The sequence below is a fragment of the Variovorax sp. H27-G14 genome (assembly GCF_046156345.1).
In the GTDB taxonomy this organism is placed as follows: domain Bacteria; phylum Pseudomonadota; class Gammaproteobacteria; order Burkholderiales; family Burkholderiaceae_C; genus Variovorax.
Window position 1 is genome coordinate 170213 of the sequence record NZ_JAYLVN010000008.1, and the last position, 22780, is coordinate 192992.

Sequence of the window (22780 nt, forward strand, 5' to 3'; positions counted from 1 at the left end):
ATGGAGGCGGGCATGGTGCGGATTTTCTTTGTGGGCATCGCCATGGTCAGCGTGCTGGGGTCGTTGTCGGGGTCTGGGTCGGCATCGGCCCAGACGCGCAAGCCGCTTGCGCCCGGCGTGGTGGGCGTGCTGCCGATCGACGCGGCCACCGAGTACGTGTTTCTCGATCGGCCCACCACCGTGGGCGGCGTGTGCAAGGGGTGGAAGGCGGTGTCTGTGCAGCAGCCGGGCCAGGTGAGCGGCTCGGGCATGACCGGCATGGTGTGCTGGAAGGAGTCGAACGGCCGGCTGCTGACCGCCACCGCCAGCCAGGTCACGTCGCAGCTTGCATCGATGGACCTGATTCGCTGAGGCGGATGTCGGGCCGCCCGCGCCACCCGCCCTTCAAGCGCTGACGTACTGCCCTTCAGGCGCTCACGCAATCTCCGACGGTTTCTCCCAGGCGCCGCGCGTCTTCCTGCTGCCACCCGCGCGTCCAGGCCTCGGCCTTCTGGCTCCAGGTGGCCGCGGACTCGCCCGTGGTGCTGGGCATGGCCGCGCGGTTGTAGAGCGGGTTGTCGAACAGCGAAAGGCCGTGCGCGCGGTCGTCGGCGCCCGTGGTTTCGAGTGTGTCGACGGTCATGAGGCTGGCCGCACGCCCGCGCGCTCGGAGGCCGCGATCGCCCGGGCGTTGTCGACCGTGAGCGGTTTGGCCAGCTGGTACTTGTGGCATTTCTCGCACTGGTAGTAACGAAGCCACGGCAGCAGGCGCATCCAAAGGCGCCTCTGTACACGCGCCAGGTGCGCAGGCTCGCAGGGGCAGGCGCTGGTGGCCTTCATCGGGGAACTCCAAAAGAGATTCTGCGTGCCCCGTTCCTCGCTGGATGCTTGGGTTGTCTCTGGTGGCCGCAGTCAGAATGCGCAAATTCTGGTCTGTAACGCGAAATTGTTCATCACGGGTTTCCGTAGAAATTACGTTCGTTCGTGTTTGTCGGTGCATCCATTGGGCTGGCTGGCGCGTAGAACTGTCGGAGGTGGGTTGCGTGGCGCAAATTTGGCGCACCACGGACTTGGCCCACCTGCCCCACCCACAGCTGCCTGCGGGCGCTGAACTGAAACCGACATTGCTGGAATTCGAAGTACATGAGAACCGCGATCACGTCCTCGGGACGGATTTTTTTCGTCGAGGTAGAGGGCGAACCGGCCACCGTTCGGGACTACATGGTGGCCGCGCAGGTCTACCTGTCCCTGTTGGAGGAGCAGTTCGACAACGCGCTCGACCTGATCTCGTCGTTCCGGGCCGGCCAGGCCGAGGCCGCCCAGGTGCCCGCCCTGCTGAATGACGAAGAAGCCGAATCGGCCACGCGATGGCACTACGCGCACGAGCATGCGGACCGGGTCGCCCGGCCGCTGCTGAGCAACCCCCGGGCGCAGCGTTTCGTGTTCCGGCTGGGCGCAAGGGAGTCGGTCAGCGCCGCGGAGTAAGGCTGGGGGTTCGCGTGGGGTTGGGTGGTGTGGGCCGGGCGGCATGGGGCAGGGCAGTCGGCTATTGCCTTCCATTGCCTGTTGATTTCCCCGTTGATTACCCCGTTCATGGGATTGACCCCGCCGGTGCCACGGCGACACTGGGCCCCACAAAAAAACCAATCCCGACTCCTCGGACACGGCCTCGCACGAGACAGCGGGCGGTTACCGAGCCCGCGCCACCCTTGAATTCACCCCCCATTTCCGTCGATCTGCAAGGCGGCTGGTCTTGCTCGTTTCATTTCAAGCAAGGCGCCAGCGGCGGCTATGCGGGCGTGGCCGAGATCGCACGGCACGGCCTTCGGCATGGCGAGCTGGTGATCATGGCGCAGCCTTCGCTGGACGCCGCCGTGGCGCGCGTGAAGCTGCGGGCCAGCCAGTTCGTCAGCGTGCGGTCTGGCGGCGCTGCCGACAAGGCTTGGCGGCAGCGGCCCTGAGCAGCAGGCGCTGAGCGCTCAGCGCCCCGTCACGAACAGGCCGATGGCCACGGCCCATGACAGGGCGAGCGCCAGCAGCAGCCACACCGATGCCTGCAGCAGCCACGCCTTCCACGGCGGTGTCTCGCGCGGGGCGGGGTCGAGCAGCGCCAGCAGGGCCTGCCCGCCGCCCATCGAAGCCAGCGGCAACAGGTTGAGCGCGGCGCACTTCGCGGCCAGCATGCCGAGCAGCGGCAGGAAGCCCAGCGACGCGACGCGCGTGGCACCGTTTATCAATTGCTGAGCGATGGACAACGGCGCCAGCCCGCCCGACACGATCTGCACGAAGCCGTTCGCCAGGCTGGCACCGGCCGAGCCGGGGTGCAGCGCGAAGGCCACCGCGGCCAGCGCGGCAATGCCGCAGAGCGGCAGCAGCACCCGCACGGCGCGCGGCTGGTGGTCGAAGGCGTCGGCGGCGCCGGTATCGGCGGCATCACCTGACGGGGTTTGCGCCAGCGTGTCCTTGAACACGACCGACCCGCCGAGCGGCAACGCGCGCAGCCGAAACGCGCCGACGGCCAGCAGCGTCGGGCCCATGCCGAAAGACACCTCGCGAATGGCGATGCCCAGCGCACGGCCGAGCAGGGCCATGACGGAGACGTGGAGGGCGGCCAGCAGCGCGATGGCGGCGACGAATTGCAGGGCGATGTACATGGGGGTGAGGGCAGAAAAAGCCGGTTCGGTGGCACATGGCATGCGCCATGCAGCGCCACCCAGCGTGGGACCGTTGCGGGTCAGGTCCAGCCGCCGAACACGGTCACGCGATCGCGCCCGTTTTCTTTCGACTCGTACAGCGCCCGGTCGGCATGCGCCAGCAGCACGTTGGCCGAGCCGCTGTCGCCGTTGGTGGCGCAGGCCACGCCAAAACTCGCCGTCACGCGGCGTTGCGCCCATGCTTCGGACCACAGCTCGGCGCGCACGGCTTCGGCCGTCAGGCGGGCGCGCTCTGCGTCCACGCCTGGAAGCACCAGGCAGAACTCTTCGCCCCCCAGGCGCACGGCCGTGCCCTGCGCACCCACATGCCGGCGCAAGATTCTTGCGACCTGAACCAGCACTTCGTCGCCGGCCGCATGGCCAAAGTCGTCGTTGATGCGCTTGAAATGATCCAGGTCGACCACCACCACGCTCAGTGGCTCGCCCCGCAGCACGTAGTCGTCCCACGCGGCAAGCATTTTTCTTTCGAGGCTGCGTCGATTGAACAGCTCGGTCAGCGCGTCGGTCATGCTCTGCAGTTCGAGGCCGGCCATGGCCTTGCGCATTTCAAACTGCGCCACGACCTGGCGAGCGAGCGACTTCAGCGCCCCTCGCTCGCCCTCGCTCAGCCTGCGGGGTTCACGGTCGATCACGCACACCGTGCCCAGCGGCATGCCGTCGACGCTCACCAGCGGCGCACCGGCATAAAAGCGGATGTACGGCTCCCCCGTGACAAGCGCGTTGCTTGCAAAGCGTGGGTCGAGCTTGGCGTCGGGCACTTCCAGGATGCGGTCGGGCTGAAGGATGGCGTGTCCGCAGAACGCCAGTTCGCGCGGCGTTTCCTGCGCCGACAACCCCACGCGCGCCTTGAACCACTGCCGGTCGCGGTCGACCAGCGAGATCAGCGCAATGGGCGTCCGGCAGACCGCCGAGGCCAGGGTGGTGAGGTCGTCATAGGCTTGTTCGGGCGTGGTGTCGAGCAAGCGATAGCTGTCTAGCGATGCGAGGCGACGCGCTTCGTTGAAAGGGGCGGGAGCGCCCTGGTTTAGCGGCATGCGCGGAGTATCCCCTGAAGCGGCGTGACTGAAAACAACTGTCAAATGGGAGGCACTGGATGCATTGCGCGTTGCCAACACCGGCGGGTTCGGCGTGGGGCCGACGCGGGATGACAGGGCGCTGAAAAGGGGACACCACCGATAGGCCGGCACGGGTCTTTCTCGAACTGCGTCATATCCCGGGCTTTGTCAGTGATTGATGGCTTTCTTCGGTTTCGACAAGGTTGTTGGCCGGCATGTCGCCTGACCTGGCATTCACGCGGAACCGCAGCCGGCGGAGGCGATAAATGTTTTTCTGTCGCTTCGAAACAAATTGAATCTTTATTCCCCGGAATTTCTCTGGCCTTGCAACTATTTATTCGTTCATTCATTCATCGCCATGAAAAGAGAATTGGGTGCGCCTGGGATTTGGCTTGCGAAGGCTTGCCGTGGTGTCATGAAAGCCCTGCGCAAGGCGCCCACCGACGGCGCTTTCGTCCAATGCCGAGGTGGCCCAGGAATTCGCTACGACCCATTCCTGACGATTGCCTGAACGAAATCCGGCATTGCCTTCAAATACCGTCTGACGCCGCGTAATCGAATTCGTTGCAAATGCCTGAATAAGCAGCGCTGGACTACACAAATGCGGCCGAAGCAATCCTTCGACCCACTAAAATAGCGCGCTTAACAACCGAGGATCTGAACATGGCAAGTGATGTCGACATTACCAAACTAAGTTACGCCGAACTGCAAGTTCTCATTCAACAAGCCGAAGCGGCACGTGACGCGAAGCGCGGCGAAGAACTCAAGGTGATTGTTGATCTCTGCGCGAAAAAGCTTCAAGCAGCGGGTTTTGGCATCAAGGAAGGTTTGGCCGAACTGGCGAAATACGACACGTCGACCCGCACGCGCGCACCGCGCGGCAGCGTGGTGAAGAGCGAAAAGCCCTATCAAGACGGCGTCGTTTACCGCGGCACCAACGGCGAGGAATGGACCGGCGGCACCAAAGGCCGTCAACCGTCATGGTTGCGCGAGCTGACCGACGGCCTCGAAGGCGATGCGCTGGCCAACAAATTTGCCAGCATTGCCGTGAGGTAAGGCTGTGCCCACCAGCAAAAAGGCTCCATCAGGAGCCTTTTTTTGTTTGGTGCGTCCAGAGGGAATCGAACCCCCATCTGGCCCTTAGGAGGGGCCCGTTCTATCCGTTGAACTATGGACGCTGCATATGGGGTCTGCGGTGGCAGACGTTCACAGCGGCCCGCACTTTACCAGCTTGGCCCGCCTTGCCCGCGGGCCGCTTGGCGCTCAGTCGTACTTCACCGTGTAGATCAGGTCCACCCCGCTCGTCTGCCCCGCCTGCCCCCGCAGCGTGAGCCGCGTGGTCAGGTCGTAGAAGATGAACAGCGTGCCGAAGGTGCCGCCGATGCTGCGCTCGTAGGTCAGGTAGAAGTCTTTCGACAACCGCTTGCCCAGCGTGACCGCCGATTCGCGCAGGTCGCCGCCGCTGCCCGGTCCCTTGAAGCCCAGTTCGTCCAGCCCGAAGCGGCTGGCCAGGCTGCCGCCGCTGCCACTGCCGCCGATCTTGCCGATGAGCGACAGCGCGGCCTGCTGCAGCAACGCCGACTCCCCGCCGCTGGTGGCGGAGGCGCGGCCCAGAATCACCCAGGACAGCGTTTCGGCATCGGACAGCGCGGGCTCCGAGTACAGCTTCACGCGGGGCGACTGCGCGCTGCCCGTGATCTGCACGCCCGCGCGCTGCGACAGGTTCGGGCGAATCGCCAGAATGTCCAGCGCCGGGTTGTCGAACGGGCCGTTGAAACGCGCCACGCCGGTTTCCACGTCCAGTTGCTGGCCGTAGGCGCGGTACTGGCCCTTCACCGTCTTCACCTCGCCGGTGATGCGCGGCGGGGCATTGAGCTTGGTGCTGCGAATTTCCAGGTCGCCTTCCAGGCGGGTGGTGATGCCGCGGCCCTGCACGGCAAAGTCGTCGCCCAGATCGAAATTGACGACGATGTCCGGCGGCTTGGCGGTCTGGGCCTGGGGCGCTTTGGCCGCCTGGGCCGCTTGCGCATCGACACGGGCCGACTCGCGCTGCGCCGCCTCGGCCGCCTCGCGGTCCTTGGCGGCCGAGCGCACGACCACGTCGCTGCCCAGGCTGGGCGCGGTTTCGTCGGGCAGGATGATCACGGCGCGGTCGGTCCGCAGCTTGCCGCGCACGCTGAACTGTCCGTTGTCCAGCTTGGCCTGCAGGTCGCCCGACAGCGTGACCTGCCGGTCAGTGCGCACCAGCACGCGCAGCGCGCGCAACTGGCCTTGCAGTGCCATGCGAATGCCCGAGGCGGTGCCGCTGGCGGGCCCCCAGTTCATGCTGCCGCTCGCCGACAGGGTGCCGCCGTCGCTGCGCGCCTCGCTGGCCGCGGTGCTGCGGTTGCCGCTTTGCCCGGCAATGCGCGCGGAGCTGCCGGCGCCGCCCTTGAGGGTGAATTCGGTGATCTGCACGCTGTCGCCGTTCAGCGTGGCGCGCAGGCGGCCGTCGCGCAGGTCCAGCCCTTCGACCGGGGCGCGCAGCGCGAGCTTGTCCGCGCCCAGGGTGCCGTTCCAGCGCGGCACGGCGCGGTTGCCCGACAGGGTGGCGCTGGCGTCCAGCGTGCCGGCAATGCGCCAGCCCGGCGGCGCCAGCATCGACCACACGCCCAGGTTGGGCAGCGCGGCCTGAATGGTGCCGCCCAGCGGTGCGTCGGGCGCCCACTGCCAGCCGCCGGCGCGCTGCACCACGCGGGTGTTGACGCTGGCGTCGATCTTGCCGGCGCGCTCGCTGTCCCAGGCCAGGGTGGCGCGCACGGCGTCGCCTTCGGCGTCCAGCCGCAGCTCGGCCTGGCGCAGGCCGGCCGGGGTGCTGGGGGCTTCGCCGTTGGCGGTGGCCGAGTTCATGGTGCGTTCGCTGGCGGTGCCCGTGCCGGTGCTCACGATGCGCGTCACCAGCGCGGCCTCGCCGGCCTGCACGCGAATGTCGCCGCTCTGGCGCGCGATGCGGGCCTTGGCGCGCAGCGTGTCGCCGGCGTCGATGTCCCAGTCGCCGTCGAACATCAGGTCGCCGCTGATGCCGTATTCGCCCAGCGTGGTGTTGGCGCCCAGCGCGCCGGCCCAGGCCATGGGCAGGCCCTTGAGCTCGCCCTTCGACTGCACGCGAAACACGCGGTTGGGCGCCGCGCCGCTCTGGCTGAAGCGCAGCGGCTGCCAGTCGATGCGCACGGTGCCGGGCACGGGGCCGCGCAGCGTGGCGGCGGCAGCGGAGGCTTCGACGTCCAGGCGGGGCGCGTTGCCGGTGGTGGTGCGGATGGTGGCCGTCACTTCGCGGGTCAGCTCCACCACCCATGGGTCGCCGGGGCGGGCGCTGTCCTGTGCCTGCAGCTTCAGGCTGGCCAGCGCGGCGCGCCATTGGCCGGGGCCGGCAATGCCGCCGCTGGCGCGGGTGTCGATGTTGATCTTCTGCGTGCCGGTGGCGGCTTCGCCCTTCAGCGTGAGCGTGGCCTGCGCGAGGCTGCCGGCGAGGTCGGCGCGCAGGTCGCGCAACTGGATTGCGGTGGCGGGGGCAGTGGTCGTTGCGGTTGTGGCGGTGCTGACGGGCTGCGCCGCGGGCAGCGTCAGGTCCAGGCGCGGCACGGCCAGCGCGGCCTTCAGGCTGGGCTCGGTGATGCCGCGCTGCGCGGGCGCGTTGGCGTTTTCCAGCCGGCGCTGAATGGTCTGCCAGCCGCCTTGCCAACTGGCGTCCAGCTTGGCCGAGCCCTTGGCGCTGGCGCCGGCGAACAGCTTCGACATGCCGGGCAGGCCTTGCAGCCAGCGCTGCACGGTGTCGGCGTCGTCGATGCTGGCCTTGATGTCGCCGCCGCCCGCGCTGGGCGCAATGCGGCCTTCCACCTGCGCGCTGCCGCCCGGCAGCACCAGGCTGAGCTTGCCGCTGGCGGCCTGCTCGGCCACGCGCACCTGCAGCTTGCCGTCGACGCTGGCGCGCTGGGCCTCGATGCGCAGCGTGCGCAGGTCGAGCACCTGGTCTTTCCATTGGCCCTGGGCCAGCGCGCGGTCCAGCGCAAAGCCGGGCAGGGCCTTGCTGCCCGCGCCGCCTTCGGCGCGCAATGCGGCGTCGAAGGTGATGGTGCTTTCCTTCTGCTCGGCCTTGAGCGTGCCGCTCACGGGCGCGCCAGAGAGCTCGCTGTACAGCGCGCCAGGCCGCACGCCGCGCACGGTGGCTTGCGCCTGCCACGGCGCGGGCGCGGGGCTCCATGCGCCGGCCGCGTCGATGCGCCCGCCGCCCGCGCGCACGGTGGCCTCGGGCAGGGTCCAGTTGGTGCCGTCGAAGCCGACCTTGGCCTGTACCTGTTCGAGCGGCAGTTTCTCCGTGTCCCACGGCCCGGGCACGGCGTTGCGGATGTCGGCCGAGGCCTTCCACGCGGCGGGGCCGGTGTCGGCATCGGGTTGCAGCGCCACGGTGCCGGTGAGCTGCGTTTGCGGCGCGCCGGGCCACAGGCTGGACGCATCGACGTTGCGCAGGTCGGCCTTGGCGTCGATCACCGGCTGGGGCAGCCACGGCGCAATCTGCGCCTGCAGCTTGGCTTCCATGGGGGCGTCGGCGTTTTCTTCTGCGGGCTTCAGCTCGGCGGCCACCTGCAGGCGCGCGGCGGTGCCGGCGAGCGTGCCTTTCACCGTGGCGGTGGCCAGCACGTCGATGTCGTGGTCCTCGGCCAGCGGCGCCTTCACGCGGCCGTCGAGCGCGGCGTCGATGGCCATGGGCGCGGGGCCCTGCAGCTTCACGCGGGCGCTGTAGTGGCCGTCGGCAATGTCCACGCCCTTGATGTCCAGCGCATGCTCCGCCGACTTGTTGTAGCTGTACGTGCCCGACAGGTTGAGCGCCTGCAGCACCGGCGGGCCGGCCCAGCGCACTTCGTCGATGCGAAACGGCAGCTCCACTTCCACCGGCAGCACGATCTGTTCGAGCGGCTGGGTGGGCTGCGTGCTGGGCACGCCGCGCTTTTCAATCAGCACCTGCTTGGCATGCATCTCGCCCAGCTGCACCTTGCGCTGGAACAGCGGGGCCAGGGTCCAGCCGAGGGTGGCGTCGTTCACTTCGACCGCGATGCTCTCGCTCTGGTACTTGAGCCAGCCGATGTGCCCGCCGGTGCGCAGCGACCCGGTCACGTCGCGGCTTTCCAGGGTCTGGCCGGCCGGCAGCCGCTGCGCGGCCTGCGCGAGCGCGAAGGCCAGCGACTTGTTGGAGCCCAGGTACCACCAGGCGCCGGCCGCCAGCAGCAGCACCACAAGCAGCAGGGCGGCCACGGTCCAGGCGAAGGCGCGCGCGGCGCGGCGGGCGCGCGAGCGGCGCACGGCCGGTGTGGGCACGGCCGGTGATGTCACCGTCGGCGTTGTCGCGGCGGAGGGCTCGAGCGTGGGGTCGATGTCGTTGCTCATCGGCACCCGATCAGAAGTTGAAGCCCAGGCGAAAGTGCAGGCGGAACTTCTTCGAGTCCACGCCGTAGGCCAGGTCGGCCTGCACCGGCCCCACCGGGCTGCGCCAGCGCGCACCCACGCCCACACCCACCTTGGGCTTGAGGTCGCCGGGCTTGTCGGCCACCGCGCCGGCATCGACGAACACCACGCTCTCCCAGGCGGTGAGCTTGTCCTTGTAGACGAAGGGGCGCTGCCACTCGGCGCTCATCACGCCAAGGTAGCGGCCCGCCACGATCTGGCCGTCAGGGCGCACGGTGCCGATCTGCTTGTAGCTGTAGCCGCGCACGGTGGTGTCGCCGCCGGTGAGAAACATCAGGGTGGAGGGGATCTGCGCGCTGTCCTTGGCCGACACGGCGCCGCCTTCCACGCGCAGTTGCAGGCGGCTGCGGCGCGCGCGCGTTTCCTTGTCTTCGGCCGAGCCCAGCGGCACCACGCCCAGCCAGCGTGCATAGGTGCGCGTGAAGGGCGTCTGCATGCCGGTGAGCGTGTAGCCCGCCGCCACTTCCAGCGCCAGGCCGTAGCCGCGCGAGGGCGACGCGTTGTCGTCGAAGTAGCGCCCGGTCCAGCCCCAGTTGGCGGTCACGGCGGAGGCCGAAGGCGGCGCGTCGATGCCGCGGTTCTGCGCGTAGTCGTACTGCAGAAAGTAGCTGCGGTCGATGTGGTCGCCGGACTTGTTGCGCCCGCCGCGCAGGCGCCCGCTGTCGACCACGTAGCTGCCCGACTGCTCGCTCTTGAGCTCCGCGCCGGTGAACCAGCGCCAGCCGCGATCGTCGGGAATGGCGTTGAGCTCGGTGCTCAGCGACTTGATGTCCTGGTCGAGCGACAGCCGCGACACCGCGCGCCAGCCCAGCAGCGGCACCTGGTTGTGGATGTGGTCGATCGACAGGCGCGCGCCGTTGTCGGTGGTGAAGCCCACGCCCAGCACCACCTTTTGCAGCGGCGCCTCGCGCAGCTGCGCAATGACGGGCGCGGCCAGCGGGTTGCCGCTGTCGGTGTCCAGCGTGAGGAACACGGAGTCGTAGTAGCCGCTGCTGGCCAGGCGCTGCTGGGCGTCGAGCAGCTTTTGCTGGTCGTAGTCCTGCCCGCTGGGCAGGCGCGCGATGCGGCGCGCGCCGTCGGGGTCGTAGCGCTTGATGCCGCGCAGCTCCAGCGGGCCGAACTTGTACGCCGGGCCTGATTGGTAGGTGGCGCTCAGGCGCGCCTCATGGCGGTCGGCATCGACCTCGGCGCGGCTGATCTCGATGTTGCCCGTGGGAAAGCGCTTGGCCGTGAGGCTGCGCAGCGCGGTGGTCTTGGCCGAGTCCCAGGCCTGTTGGGTGAAGGGCTGGCCGGCGCGCAGGGCCCAGTCGGTGCGGATGCTGTCGCGCTGCGCTTCCGCCTTGGCGTCGTCGGCAATGGCGCCGGCGTAGCTGATCTGCACGTTGCTTACTTTGGTGATGTCGCCTGGCGACACGCTGATGACGATCTCGCGCGGGGCCTTGGTGCTCTGGGGCGTTTCGTTGAGCTCCAGCGTCAGCGTGGGCGTGAAGTAGCCCAGGGTGCCGAGCAGTTCGCGCGCATTGGCTTCGGCGGCCACCATGAGGCGCGATATTTCGGTGGCGCCCAGGTCGTCGAGCTCGCGGTAGCGCTGAATTTCAAGGTGCAGCTTGAGGTAGTCGCGCACGTCTTCGGGGCCGCGCACGTCCACGGTGAAGGCGTCGCGCTTGTCGGCTTTTTCCTTGCCGTCGCCCTTGTCTTCTTCAGCGGCTTCGTTGCTGCTGCGCACGAGGCCCGCCACGGGCTGGCCTTCAGTGGGGTCCTTGTCTTTTTTCGGCAGCAAGCTGCAGCCTTGCAGAAGCAGGACGCCTGAAAAAACGAAAGCCGGCAACCACGCCGGCACAAAAACGGAAACCGCCCTGACCATGGGCGGATTCTGACAGCAAGCACTGCCGGTTTTTGAAGGCCCCGGCTACATCAACGGCTTCGTCCTACTTGGACAGCATGCGCATCGCTTCTTCGAGGCCGCGCAAGGTGAGGGGGTACATGCGGTTGGACATGAGCTGCTGCATCACCGCAATGCTCTGGCGGTACTGCCACACGCCCTGCGGCTCGGGGTTGATCCAGGCGAACTTGGGAAAGGTGTGCGTGAGGCGCTGGATCCACTCGGCGCCGGCCTCTTCGTTGTTGTATTCGACGCTGCCGCCAGGTTGCAATATTTCGTAAGGGCTCATCGTGGCGTCGCCCACGAAGATGAGCTTGTAGTCCTTGTTGTACTTGCGCAGGATGTCCCAGGTCGCAAACTTCTCGGAGAAGCGGCGCTTGTTGTTCTTCCACATGAAGTCGTACACGCAGTTGTGGAAGTAGAAGAACTCCAGGTGCTTGAACTCCGTCTTCACGGCGGAGAAGAGTTCTTCCACGCGCTGGATGTGCTCGTCCATGGTGCCGCCCACGTCCATCAGCAGCAGCACCTTCACGTTGTTGTGGCGCTCGGGCCGCATCTTGATGTCGAGGTAGCCGGCATTGGCCGCGGTCGAGTGGATGGTGTCGTCCAGGTCCAGCTCTTCCACGTTGCCTTCGCGCGCAAACTTGCGCAGCCGGCGCAGCGCCACCTTGATGTTGCGCGTGCCTAGCTCCTGCGTGTCGTCGTAGTCCTTGTAGGCGCGCTGGTCCCACACCTTCACCGCGCTCTTGTTCTTGCCCGCGCCGCCGATGCGAATGCCCTGCGGGTTGTAGCCACCGTTGCCAAAGGGCGATGTGCCGCCAGTGCCGATCCACTTGTTGCCGCCCTCGTGGCGTTCCTTCTGCTCTTCGAAGCGCTTCTTGAGCGTTTCCATGAGCTCGTCCCAGCCCATCTTCTCGATCTTGGCTTTTTCTTCGGCCGTGAACTCGCGCTCCAGCGTCTTCTTGAGCCAGTCGAGCGGCACTTCCTTGGTGAAGTCGGTGAGCATCTCCACGCCCTTGAAGTAGGCGGCGAAGGCGCGGTCGAACTTGTCGTAGTGCTTCTCGTCCTTCACGAGCGCGGTGCGCGAGAGGTAGTAGAAGTCGTCGATGCCGTAGGCGCCGTCGGAGTTGGGCCCCACCACGTCGGCCTTCAGGGCCTCCAGCAGCGTGAGGTATTCCTTGACCGACACGGGCAGCTTGGCCGAGCGCAGGGTGTAGAAGAAGTCGATGAGCATGGAGCCGCTCCTTGTGTGGGGTTCAGCCGCGGGGCTTGTCGAGCAGGTACAGCAATTGCGCCTTCACCTCGGGCCATTCGCCCGCGCGCAGGCTGTACATGACGGTGTCGCGGATGGTGCCGTCGCGGCGCATCGCGTGGCCGCGAATGACGCCGTCTTTTGTCGCGCCCAGCCGCTCGATGGCGCGCTGCGAGGCAAAGTTGAAGTTGTCGGTGCGCCAGCCCACGGTGTTGCAGCCGAGTGCGTCGAAAGCATGCGTGAGCATCAGCAGCTTGCAGGTGGTGTTCACATGCGTGCGTTGGCAGCGCGCGGCGTACCACGTGTAGCCAATTTCCACGCGCTTCACGCCCGCAAGAATGTCGTGGAAGCTGGTGGTGCCCAGCACGGTGCCGGTGGCCTCGTCGGTCACGGCGAAGGCGAAGCGGTCGGCGGTTGTCAGGGCGGTTTCTACGTAAGCGCGCGTGTTCTGCGGCTCGGGCACGGAGGTCACGCGCAACTGCCACAGCTCACCGTCGGCGGCCGCGGCGCGCAGGCCTTCTTCATGGGCCAGCGCCAGTGGCACCAGCGCAATGCCGCGGGCCTTCAGCGTGACAGGTTCGACGAACGCCATCTATCTTCTTCCTTCGACTCTCTAGAGTTGATGCGCGTCTTCAGTCGCGCGGGTCGCCGTACTTGCGCACGTACCACACGCGTCCGGCCTGCGCCCCGGCACCGCCGCCCAGGCCGACCAGCGCAATGCCGAAGATCTCGCGGTTGCCGTAGCCGCCGGCGCCAAAGGCGTCGAGCCCGAGCAGCAAGCCCAGGCCGCGGCCCAGCAATGCGCCCACCACGAACAGCACGGCCTGCGCAACGCCCAGCTTCATCAGCTGCCGGGTGGTGTGAGGTTGTCGGCTCATGCGCTCAGCGGTTGTTGCGTTGCATGAAGACGAGCTTCTCGAAGAGCGTCACGTCCTGTTCGTTTTTCAGCAGCGCGCCCACCAGCGGGGGCACGGCCACCTTCTCGTCCTTGCTCTGCAGCGCTTCGAGCGGAATGTCTTCGGCCACCAGCAGCTTGAGCCAGTCGAGCAGCTCGGAGGTGGAGGGCTTCTTCTTCAGACCGGGCAGGTTGCGCACGTCGTAGAAGGTCTTCATGGCGGCGGTGAGCAGCTCTTGCTTCAGGCCGGGGAAGTGCACGGCGACGATGTGCTTCATCGTCTCGGCGTCGGGGAACTTGATGTAGTGGAAGAAGCAGCGGCGCAGGAAGGCGTCTGGCAGCTCCTTCTCGTTGTTGGAGGTGATGAACACCACCGGGCGGTGCTTGGCGCGAATGAGCTCGCGCGTCTCGTAGCAATAGAACTCCATGCGGTCGATTTCGCGCAGCAGGTCGTTCGGGAATTCGATGTCGGCCTTGTCGATTTCGTCGATCAGCAACGCCACCGGCTCGTCGGCCGTGAAGGCCTGCCAGAGCACGCCCTTGATGATGTAGTTCTGGATGTCCTTGACGCGCTCGCCGCCGTCGAGGTCCTTGAGCTGCGAGTCGCGCAGGCGGCTCACGGCGTCGTATTCGTACAGGCCCTGCTGTGCCTTGGTGGTCGACTTGATGTGCCACTGCAGCAGCGGCAGGCCGAGCGACTGCGCGACTTCCTCGGCCAGCATGGTCTTGCCCGTGCCGGGCTCGCCCTTGACGAGCAGCGGGCGCTTGAGGGTGATGGCCGCGTTGACCGCAAGCATCAGGTCCTGCGTGGCAACGTAATTGTCTGAGCCCTGGAATTTCATGAGTGAGACGGAAGCTGGGGGTGGAGAAAAGAACACACTCGACGCGCGTTGCGCAGCCTAGGGTTGGCCTGCACAGGGATCCGCAAGACCCCTGCCTATAATCGAATGTTGATTCGAAAAACTGTACTCTCCACGAGATTGTGCGCGCAAAATGAACAAGTTGTTGACCACGATGTTTGCCCTTGCTGTCGCTTGCGTGACGCTCTCGGCCCAAGCCCAGCAAGTCACTGGCAAGGCCCAGGACGGGGCCAAGAAGGTTGCCATGTGCGTGGGTTGCCACGGCATCATCGGCTACCAGGCAAGCTTCCCCGAGATTCACAAGGTGCCCATGATCGCGGGGCAAAGCGCCACCTACATCACGGCCGCGCTCACTGCGTACAAGGGCGGCGACCGCAAGCATCCCACCATGCGTGCCATTGCCGACACGCTCACCGATCAAGACATTGCCGATCTCTCGGCCTACTACAGCCAGCTTGGCCTGAAGGACGGCGGCGCACCGCCCGCCACGCTGGCCAAGGCCACGCCCGCCAGCGTCGAAGGGCTCATCACGCGCAACGCCGACAACAGCTGCACCAAGTGCCACGGCGCCAACTTCAACACGCCCAACGACGGCACCGTGCCCAAGCTGGCCGGCCAACATGCCGACTACCTGTTCGTGGCGCTCAAGTCTTACCGCGTGAAGAACAACCCGCACCTGGGCCGCTCCAACGCAATCATGGGCCAGCAGGTCGAAGAGAAGAAGTTCACCGTGGCCGAACTCAAGACGCTGGCCACGTACATCAGCTCGCTGCCCGGCGAATTGAAGACGGTGCCCGAGTCGCGCATTCACCACCGTCCCGACTGAGCCTGCGTTCCACGCAAACAACGAAGCCCGCTAGCAGCGGGCTTTTTTGTGGCCCGGGTTTTCCCTGGGCCCTGAGTCTTTTGAATTGCCCGCGCTCAGACGTCGAAGAACGCCGTCTCCTGCGTGCCTTGCATATGAATGTCGAAGCGGTAGCTCACCGCGCCGCCTTGCACCACGCGCTCGGCAATCAGTGTCTGGCGGCGATCGGCCGGCACGCTTTGCAGCACGTCGTCTTTCGCGTTGGCCGCGGCCTCGTCGCTGAAGTACACGCGTGTGAACGCATGCAGCAGCAGGCCGCGCATCAGCACGATCACGTTGATGTGCGGTGCCTCGCCGGGTGCCTGCGCACCGGGCTTCACGGTGTAGAACACGAAGCGGTTGCCTTCGGTGGTGCCGGTGCCCACCCGCCCGAATGCGCGAAAGCCGATGGCGCGCGCCTCGTCGGGCGTTTGCGGGTAGCGGCCCTCGCCGTCGGGCTGGCTGATTTCGATCAGCGCGTCGTTGATCGGGTTGCCGTCGCCGTCGATCACGCGGCCTTCCAGGCGAATGCGTTCGCCGGTGGCGCCGTCCAGCGCCAGGGTGGCGTCGAAGGCCTGGTTGAAGTCGTAGCCGTACTGCGTGGCGGTGAGGCCGTACGCGAAGTAGGGGCCCACGGTTTGCGAGGGGGTCTGGCCGAAGTCGGCTTGCTGTGCGGTCATCAACATGGTGTGTGTCTCCTTGCGGCTCAGCGGTTTTCGAAGGGGGTTTCGTCCGCGCCGCGCAGCACGATGTCGAACTGGTAGCCCAGTGCGTAGCCCTCTTCGGTGATGTCCAGGCTGAAGTCGGCAATCAGCCGGTTGCGGTAGCGCTCGGGCGTGCCGCTGACCATGGGGTCGTACTGCAGCAACGGGTCGCCGGGAAAGTACATCTGCGTGACCAGACGGCTTGCAAAGCTCTGGCCGAACAGCGACATGTGAATGTGCTGCGGGCGCCAGGCGTTCGGGTGGTTGCCCCAGGGGTAGGCGCCGGGCTTGATGGTGAGGAAGCGGTAGCGGCCTTCGCTGTCGGTCAGGCAACGGCCCGCACCCAGAAAGTTGGGGTCCAGCGGCGCGTCGTGCTGGTCGACCTTGTGCACGTAGCGCCCGCTGGCGTTGGCCTGCCACAGCTCGACCAGCGTGTGGGCGACCGGGCGGCGGTGTTCGTCCAGCACCTGGCCGGTGAGGATCATGCGTTCGCCCAGCGGCTCGCCGTTCTTGCGCGCATTGCGCGTGAGGTCGTGGTCGAGCTCGCCGATGCTGTCGTGGCCGTACACCGGTTGCTGCAGCTCGCCGAGCGAGGCCTTCAGCGGAATCAGCGGCTTCTGCGGGCCGCGCTTCATGGTGGACTTGTAGCCGGGGTACAGGTAGCTGGGGTGGGCTTCCCAGTCGCGTGGGGTGAGCTGAGGGAGCTGGGTGAGGGTGGGCTGTGGCCCTGTGGTCTTGGTCAACATGAACGTTGTCTCCTGTCGTGGGACGAATCCGGGAGCCGCCACTTTAGAAGCGCGCACCGATGATGTAAATTGAAGATTGCTCCGTTCTCAATAACCAGCAGGCATTGAAAAACCCTTCCGACCTTCGCCAGGACTTTGTGCGCAACGTGCAGTTGCGGCACCTGCGCTGCTTTGTGGCCGTGGCGCAAGAGCGCCACCTGGCGCGCGCCGCCGAGCGGCTGGCGCTGAGCCAGCCGGCGGTGTCCAAGACGCTGGTGGAGCTGGAGACCATCGTCGGTACGCGGCTGGTGGAGCGCAGCAAGGCCGGGCGGCGTGGCGTGCAGGGGCTCACGGCCGCCGGCGAGCAACTGCTGGCGCATGCGCTGCGCGTGCTGGAGGCGCTGGACGCCAGCGCGCAGGCCGTGGCGCCGGCGGCAGGCGGGCGCATCGAGCGGTTGCGCATCGGCGCGCTGCCCAGCGTGGCGCCCGCGTTGCTGCCGGTGGCGCTGGCGCGGCTGCGCGAGGGCTGGCCACAGGTGCAGATCGTGGTGAAGAGCGCCGCCAATGCCGCGTTGCTCGACGAGCTGCGCGCCGGCGAGCTCGACCTGGTGGTGGGCCGCATGAGCGACCCGCGGCTCATGGGCGGGCTGAGCTTCGAGCTGCTGCATACCGAGCCGCTGGTGTTCGCGGTGCGCGCTGGTCATCCGCTGGCCGTGCCCACGGCGATGGGCTCGAACGGCACGCGGGGCGCTCGGGCTGCGCAGGGTGCATCGGTGCAGGCGGTGCTGGGCTATCCGCTTGTGGTGTACGGCGAGGGCACCATCCCGCGCCACAACACAGAGAGCTTTCTGTCCGCGCGCGGCCTGGCGCTGCCCGCCAACGCGCTGCAGACGCTTGACGTGGCGGTGGCGCGCGCGCTGGTGGCCGTGTCCGATGCGGTGTGGATCACGCCGTTGGGTGCCGCGCGCGGCGAGCTGGCCGACGGTCGCCTGCTGCGCCTGCGCATCGACACCGCCGGCACCGAGGAGTCGGTAGGCCTGCTGCAGCGCAGCGAGGCCGCGCCATCGGCCTTGCGCGTCGCCATGGCCGCGCTGTTGCGCGAGGCGGCGAAAGAGCAGGGCGCCATGCCGCCGCGGCTTTCAACAAGGACAAAGGCCCGCCCCGCTTCGTGAAACGCCGCAGCGACACCCAGTACGTGAAGCCAAAGACGAGCGTAGCCCGCGCCCCATTCGTGAAATGCCGCGGAACCGGCTCTGCCGGGCCGCAGGCGTTGCCCCCGGTAGGGGGAAGGAGCAGCGACACGAAGTGCGCGAAGCCTGGGGGCGAGCCTATTTAGTTGCGCGCCGCTGCACGCAGGCCACGTAGCCGTCGCCGTCGGGCGGGCGGCCGGCGCGCTGGCTCTCCCACATCATCTGCCCCAGGCATTCCATCGCGTCATGGTGCGCATCCAGCAGCGAGCCGCGTCGCGCGGCTAGCAGCTCCACGGCCTGGCGGATGCCGCGCGGCTGGTCGATGGAGCACTGCTCGCTGATCGACAGGTGCATCGACAAATGAAGGAACGGGTTCTCGCGCCCGTTCGCGCCGTCATAGACCCGCGCCACGGCGGCGTCGGCGTCGATCAGGTCCTCGTGGTACTCGGGGTGCGCGTCGATCCAGCCGGCGGCAATGGTCTCGAGCGGCTCCATCGGCAGGCCCTGCCGATGCTTGGCGTACACGTCACAAAAGAAGCGGCGCACATCTTCCTGGGAGGGATTGAACATAAAGAGAAAGAGAGAAGAAAAAAGGGTGTCTGCGCCCGCCGCCGGCGTGTGCCCAAAGGCCTCTGGATGTGCCGAACGTTCCGGGAACAAGGCGTTACATCGTTACGTAACGAATCGCGAAATGAGGTACTTACGACCTGTTTCCAGGCCCTGGTGCAAACCCGTGGTTTTGGAAAAATACCTATAGAAATCAAAGACTTGCAGGTCGGGTAACGGCAGCGAAAAAGTGTTCGAACAAAGCGGCACGCTAGTTGCCCCTTAGTAGGCATCTTTTCTCACAGAGGCTGCCATGACCGCTCAACAAGCATCGACCAATTCGACCGAAGGACTTGCCGCCGCTGGCGCAGCTCCTGTGGTTCTCGCTCAAGCCACCGTCACCCCGCTGGGCGCCCCCGCCATGGCGAGTTCGGCGGCCCCTGTTGCCGCTGGCCCCGCCAGCGTCGGCACATTATCGAATGCCACGCCGGGCGTTGCAGTGATGCGCGACGGTGTCAGCATTCCCGTCGATGGCAATCAGACCCTGTTGCCCGGCGACCGCGTCATCGTGCCGCAGGACGGCCATGCCAACGTGCTCTTCCCCGGCTCGGCCACCAACAAGGCCCCGCTGGCCGGTGTGTTCACCGGCGGCACCGACGCCACCATCGGCTCGACCAAGCTGCCCGGCGGCCTTGAACAAGTGAATGTGGACGTCGCCTCGGGCGACCTGCAAGTGACCCCGCCGGACAGCGACGCCGACGCCGCCGCGCTGGCCGTCACCAAGAAGCTCGCGGCCGGTAGCGGCATCGGCCTGGGTGAATTCGCACTGGGCGCCCTGGGCGCCGCCGCACTGGCCGCGCTTGCAAGCGGCGGCGGTGGCGGCAGCGACAGCGCCTTCCCGGTGCTCGTGGGCACGGGCAACCCGACCACACCCACGGTGCCGACCACGCCGACGACCCCAGGTGAGTCGGATGCGGACGCCGATTCGGATGCGGACGCGGATGCCGATGCGGATGCGGACGGAGATGCAGATGCGGATGCCGACGCCGACGCCGACGCCGACGCGGATGCCGATGCCGACGCCGACGCCGACGCCGACGCCGACGCGGATGCCGATGCAGACGCCGATGCCGATGCCGATGCCGATGCAGACGCCGATGCCGATGCCGATGCCGATGCCGATGCCGACGCAGACGCCGACGCGGATGCCGATGCCGATGCCGATGCCGATGCCGATGCCGACGCCGATGCAGATGCAGATGCAGACGCCGATGCCGATGCCGATGCCGATGCCGATGCCGATGCAGATGCAGATGCAGACGCCGATGCCGACGCCGACGCCGACGCCGATGCAGACGCAGACGCAGACGCAGACGCAGACGGCGACCACCTCCTCGATCCGGGTGACGGCCTTGTCCATCAAATCATCGACGACGTCAGCGGCGCGCTTGGCCTGGGCGATGCGCTCACACCGATCACCCACGTGGTCGACGGCCTCACCGATGTGGTCGACGACGTGCTGGCCCCGCTGCTCGGCGAGACCTTCACCGAGAACAACCCCAACCAGTTCGACCCGATCGACAACACCGTCGGCCAGATCAACCACCTGCTGGGCGGCGCCCTGAGCCCCGCGCTGGACAACCTGCTTGGCGCCGGCGCCACGGGCGCGATCCTCGGCTCGGTGCTGCACCAGGTCGACTACCTCACCGACGCGCTGGACAACGGCCTGACCAACCTGGTCGGTGAGCACGGCATCGTCAGCGGCCTGACCGACGCGCTCGGCCTGGGCGCCGTCACCGACCAGCTGGTCGGCGAGAACGGTGCCCTGGGCGGCCTGCTGAACAACGTGCTGGGCCAAGACAGCCTCGTGGCCGGCCTGCTGGCCGACGAAGGCCTGGTGGGCGGCCTGCTCGGTGCAGACGGCCTGGTCGGCGGCCTGCTGGCCGAAGACGGCGCCGTGGGCGGCTTGCTGGGCAACGTGCTCGGCGACACCGGCCTCGTGGGCGGCTTGCTGGGCGACGACGGTGCCCTGGGCGGCCTGGTGGGTGGCGCGCTGGGCGAAGAAGGCCTGCTGGGCGGCCTGCTCGGTGACGACAGTGCCCTGGGTGGCCTGCTGGGCGACGACGGCCTCGTGGGCGGCCTGCTCGGCGGCGATGGCGCGCTGGCCAATGTGCTCGGCAGCGACGGCCTGACCGGCGAACTGCTGGGCCATGGCGGCCTGGTCGACAACCTGCTCGGCCAGAACGGCGCGATCTCCGGCCTCATCACCGACAGCCCGCTGGGCGGCCTGCTCGGCGGCGACGACGGTCTGCTGGGTGGTGCACTCGGCGGCGTGCTGGCCGACGACGGCTTGGTCGGTGGCCTGCTCGGCGACGACGGCCTGCTCGGTGGCCTGTTGAGCAACGACGGCCTCCTGGGCGGCGTGCTGGGCGACAACGGCCCGGTGGGTGGCCTGCTCGGCGGCGACGGCCTGGTTGGCGGGCTGCTGGGCAACGACGGTGTGGTGGGCGGCCTGCTCGGCAACGACGGCCTGCTGGGCGGTGTGCTGGGTGATGACGGCCTGGTCGGCGGCCTCCTGGGCGACACCGGCCCTGTGGGCGGTCTGCTCGGCGACAACGGCCTGCTCGGCGGCCTGTTGGGTGGCACCGGCCCGCTGGGCAGCGTGCTTGGCGCTGACGGCCTCGGTGGCGGCTTGCTCGGGCCCGACGGCCTGGTGGGCGGCCTGCTGGGCAACGCCGGCCCGGTCGGCGGCCTGTTGGGCAACGACGGCCTGCTGGGCGGTCTGCTCGGCGGCGTGGTGGGTGGCATCGGCGGTGGCGGCACCCCGGGCACCGGCGCGGCGCTGCTCGACCCGACCGACGGCGTGGTCGGCAACCTGGTCGACGGCCTGAACGCCGGCGTGCTGGGCGGCCTTGGCCTGGGCAACGTGCTCGGCCCGGTCGTGGGTGTGGTCGACGGTGTCACCGACACGGTCGACGGCCTGCTCGGCCCGGTGCTCGGCACCAGCTTCACGGAAAACAACCCCAACGTGCTCGACCCGGTCGACGGCGTGGTGGGCCAGGTGACGGGCGCCGCGGGCGACCTGCTGAGCCCGGTGACCGACCAGCTGCTGGGCACCGGCACAACGGACGCGCTGCTGAACGGCGTTGCAACGCAGGTCGACTACCTGACCGATGGCGTGGCCAACCTGGTGGGCGGTGACGGCTTGCTGGGTGGTGTGCTTGGCGGCGACGGCGGCCTTCTGGGCGGCGTGCTTGGCGGTGACGGCGGTTTGCTCGGCGGTGTGCTGGGTGACGACGGCCTGCTGGGTGGTGTGCTCGGTGGCGACGGTGGCCTTCTGGGCGGCGTGCTTGGCGGCGACGGCGGCTTGCTCGGCGGCGTGCTGGGTGACGACGGCCTGCTGGGTGGCGTGCTCGGTGGCGACGGTGGCCTTCTGGGTGGCGTGCTTGGCGGCGACGGCGGCTTGCTCGGCGGTGTGCTGGGTGACGACGGCCTGCTGGGTGGTGTGCTCGGCGGTGACGGTGGCCTGCTGGGCGGCGTGCTCGGCGGTGACGGCGGTTTGCTCGGCGGCGTTCTCGGCGGTGACGGCGGCCTGCTCGGCGGCGTCCTCGGCGGTGACGGCGGCCTGCTCGGCGGCGTCCTCGGTGGCGACGGTGGCCTGTTGGGCGGTGTGCTCGGCAGCGACGGCCTCGTCGGTGGCTTGCTCGGCGGCGTGACCGGTGGCGACACCGGCGGCCTGCTGGGTGGCGTTCTCGGCGGCGACGGCGGCCTGCTCGGCGGCGTCCTCGGTGGCGACGGTGGTCTGTTGGGCGGTGTGCTCGGCAGCGACGGCCTCGTCGGTGGCTTGCTCGGCGGCGTGACCGGTGGCGATACCGGCGGCCTGCTGGGTGGCGTTCTCGGCGGTGACGGCGGCCTGCTCGGCGGCGTCCTCGGTGGCGACGGTGGCCTGCTGGGCGGCGTGCTCAGCGGCGTGACCGGTGGCGACGCCGGCGGTGTGCTGGACGGCGTGCTCGGCAGCGACGGCCTTGTCGGCGGCGTGCTCAGCGGCGTGACCGGTGGCGGCACCGGCGGCGTGCTGGACGGCGTGCTCGGCAGCGACGGCCTGGTCGGCGGTCTGCTCAACGGCGTGACCGGTGGCGTGACCGGTGGCGGCACGGGCGGCGCACTGAACGGCGTGCTCGGCAACGACGGCCTGGTCGGCAGCCTCCTGGGCCACGACGGCCTGGTGGGCAGCCTGCTCGGCGGCCTCACCGGCGGCGCCAGCCCGGTCGCCAACATCCTCGGACCCGTCACGGGCGGGACCGACGCCATCACGCCGGTGGTGTCCACCGCAACCAGCGCCGTGTCGGACGTGCTCTCTCCGGTGCACGACATCCTGGCCGGTTCCTCGGGCGCATCGTCGCCGGTGGCCGACGTGGTGAGCAGCGTGCAGCACGCCGCCGCGCCGCTGGTGACCGATGTGGTGACGCCCATCACCAGCCTGGTCGAGCACAGCCCGACCGGCACCGCCCTGTCTCCGGTGACCAACATCCTGCACGGCCTGCTGGGCTGATCAGGCACACCAAAGAAAAAAGAGAAGAGGGGCGAGGGCGCCGCAGCACCAGGGACAGGCCACCACCGGCCTGTCCCTCGAAA

Annotated in this window: 20 protein-coding genes and 1 tRNA gene; 7 read left to right on the forward strand and 14 right to left on the reverse strand. The window is 68.0% G+C overall.

Annotated elements, in window-relative coordinates; all coding sequences use genetic code 11:
• The first annotated feature begins 12 nt into the window (after positions 1 to 12).
• Positions 13 to 351, forward strand: a complete 339-nt coding sequence (locus VLK31_RS20080; protein ID WP_409170190.1) for a hypothetical protein — start codon at positions 13 to 15, stop codon at positions 349 to 351.
• 55 nt (positions 352 to 406) lie between these two features.
• Here VLK31_RS20080 and VLK31_RS20085 read toward each other — a convergent pair whose 3' ends face one another.
• Positions 407 to 622 carry a CrpP-related protein gene (locus VLK31_RS20085; protein WP_409170191.1) on the reverse strand — a complete coding sequence of 72 codons (216 nt, stop codon included), beginning with the start codon at positions 620 to 622 and terminating at the stop codon, positions 407 to 409.
• Positions 619 to 819, reverse strand: coding sequence for a hypothetical protein (locus VLK31_RS20090; protein ID WP_409170192.1), 201 nt, complete (start codon positions 817 to 819; stop codon positions 619 to 621). Before VLK31_RS20090 ends, VLK31_RS20085 begins: the two co-directional genes overlap by 4 nt.
• Positions 820 to 1122: 303 nt before the next feature.
• Here VLK31_RS20090 and VLK31_RS20095 point away from each other — a divergent pair, with 303 nt between their 5' ends.
• A complete protein-coding gene (locus VLK31_RS20095; protein WP_409170193.1) occupies positions 1123 to 1464 on the forward strand; it encodes a hypothetical protein in 342 nt (113 codons plus the stop codon).
• A gap of 224 nt (positions 1465 to 1688) precedes the next feature.
• Positions 1689 to 1940 (forward strand): hypothetical protein, encoded by a 252-nt coding sequence (locus VLK31_RS20100; RefSeq protein WP_409170194.1) that lies wholly within the window; start codon positions 1689 to 1691, stop codon positions 1938 to 1940.
• Between the two features lie 18 nt (positions 1941 to 1958).
• Here the strand turns inward: VLK31_RS20100 and VLK31_RS20105 are convergent, their stop codons facing one another.
• On the reverse strand, positions 1959 to 2633 hold the full coding sequence (locus VLK31_RS20105) for a site-2 protease family protein (RefSeq protein WP_409170195.1): 675 nt from the start codon (positions 2631 to 2633) through the stop codon (positions 1959 to 1961).
• A gap of 80 nt (positions 2634 to 2713) precedes the next feature.
• Positions 2714 to 3727, reverse strand: coding sequence for a diguanylate cyclase (locus tag VLK31_RS20110; protein WP_409170196.1), 1014 nt, complete (start codon positions 3725 to 3727; stop codon positions 2714 to 2716).
• A gap of 684 nt (positions 3728 to 4411) precedes the next feature.
• Here VLK31_RS20110 and VLK31_RS20115 point away from each other — a divergent pair.
• Positions 4412 to 4804, forward strand: coding sequence for a hypothetical protein (locus VLK31_RS20115; RefSeq protein WP_409170197.1), 393 nt, complete (start codon positions 4412 to 4414; stop codon positions 4802 to 4804).
• A 47-nt stretch (positions 4805 to 4851) separates the two neighbouring features.
• Here VLK31_RS20115 and VLK31_RS20120 read toward each other — a convergent pair.
• From VLK31_RS20120 to VLK31_RS20150, 7 genes are all read right to left on the reverse strand, one after another.
• Positions 4852 to 4926 (reverse strand) — tRNA-Arg (locus tag VLK31_RS20120).
• Positions 4927 to 5011: 85 nt separating this feature from the next.
• Entirely contained in the window at positions 5012 to 9169 is a 4158-nt protein-coding gene (locus VLK31_RS20125) for a translocation/assembly module TamB domain-containing protein (RefSeq protein ID WP_409170198.1), read from the reverse strand.
• Between the two features lie 10 nt (positions 9170 to 9179).
• The gene (locus VLK31_RS20130; RefSeq protein ID WP_409170199.1) at positions 9180 to 11111 is read right to left on the reverse strand and encodes an autotransporter assembly complex protein TamA; all 1932 of its coding nucleotides are present in this window, start codon (positions 11109 to 11111) and stop codon (positions 9180 to 9182) included.
• 64 nt (positions 11112 to 11175) lie between these two features.
• Positions 11176 to 12363, reverse strand: a complete 1188-nt coding sequence (locus tag VLK31_RS20135; protein ID WP_093130393.1) for a VWA domain-containing protein — start codon at positions 12361 to 12363, stop codon at positions 11176 to 11178.
• A gap of 22 nt (positions 12364 to 12385) precedes the next feature.
• Positions 12386 to 12973 carry a GNAT family N-acetyltransferase gene (locus VLK31_RS20140; protein WP_409170200.1) on the reverse strand — a complete coding sequence of 196 codons (588 nt, stop codon included), beginning with the start codon at positions 12971 to 12973 and terminating at the stop codon, positions 12386 to 12388.
• 40 nt (positions 12974 to 13013) lie between these two features.
• Entirely contained in the window at positions 13014 to 13259 is a 246-nt protein-coding gene (locus VLK31_RS20145; RefSeq protein WP_409170201.1) for a hypothetical protein, read from the reverse strand.
• A gap of 4 nt (positions 13260 to 13263) precedes the next feature.
• Entirely contained in the window at positions 13264 to 14118 is an 855-nt protein-coding gene (locus tag VLK31_RS20150) for a MoxR family ATPase (protein ID WP_187112229.1), read from the reverse strand.
• 151 nt (positions 14119 to 14269) lie between these two features.
• On the opposite strand from VLK31_RS20150, the gene VLK31_RS20155 reads away from it, so the two are divergent.
• Positions 14270 to 14962, forward strand: a complete 693-nt coding sequence (locus VLK31_RS20155; protein WP_409170202.1) for a c-type cytochrome — start codon at positions 14270 to 14272, stop codon at positions 14960 to 14962.
• A 95-nt stretch (positions 14963 to 15057) separates the two neighbouring features.
• On the opposite strand, the gene pcaG is transcribed toward VLK31_RS20155, so the two are convergent.
• Together pcaG and pcaH are read right to left on the reverse strand one after the other, a co-directional pair.
• Positions 15058 to 15666 carry a protocatechuate 3,4-dioxygenase subunit alpha gene (gene pcaG, locus VLK31_RS20160; RefSeq protein ID WP_409170203.1) on the reverse strand — a complete coding sequence of 203 codons (609 nt, stop codon included), beginning with the start codon at positions 15664 to 15666 and terminating at the stop codon, positions 15058 to 15060.
• 20 nt (positions 15667 to 15686) lie between these two features.
• On the reverse strand, positions 15687 to 16430 hold the full coding sequence (pcaH, locus tag VLK31_RS20165; protein ID WP_409170204.1) for a protocatechuate 3,4-dioxygenase subunit beta: 744 nt from the start codon (positions 16428 to 16430) through the stop codon (positions 15687 to 15689).
• 104 nt (positions 16431 to 16534) lie between these two features.
• Between pcaH and VLK31_RS20170 the strand changes: the two genes are divergently transcribed.
• Positions 16535 to 17581: a LysR substrate-binding domain-containing protein gene (locus VLK31_RS20170; protein ID WP_409170205.1), complete on the forward strand. Its 1047-nt coding sequence runs from the start codon at positions 16535 to 16537 to the stop codon at positions 17579 to 17581.
• Positions 17582 to 17737: 156 nt separating this feature from the next.
• Here the strand turns inward: VLK31_RS20170 and VLK31_RS20175 are convergent, their stop codons facing one another.
• Positions 17738 to 18169, reverse strand: coding sequence for a DUF1841 family protein (locus VLK31_RS20175; RefSeq protein ID WP_409170206.1), 432 nt, complete (start codon positions 18167 to 18169; stop codon positions 17738 to 17740).
• Positions 18170 to 18458: 289 nt separating this feature from the next.
• Here VLK31_RS20175 and VLK31_RS20180 point away from each other — a divergent pair, with 289 nt between their 5' ends.
• The gene (locus VLK31_RS20180) at positions 18459 to 22697 is read left to right on the forward strand and encodes a hypothetical protein (protein WP_409170207.1); all 4239 of its coding nucleotides are present in this window, start codon (positions 18459 to 18461) and stop codon (positions 22695 to 22697) included.
• Positions 22698 to 22780: the final 83 nt, after the last annotated feature.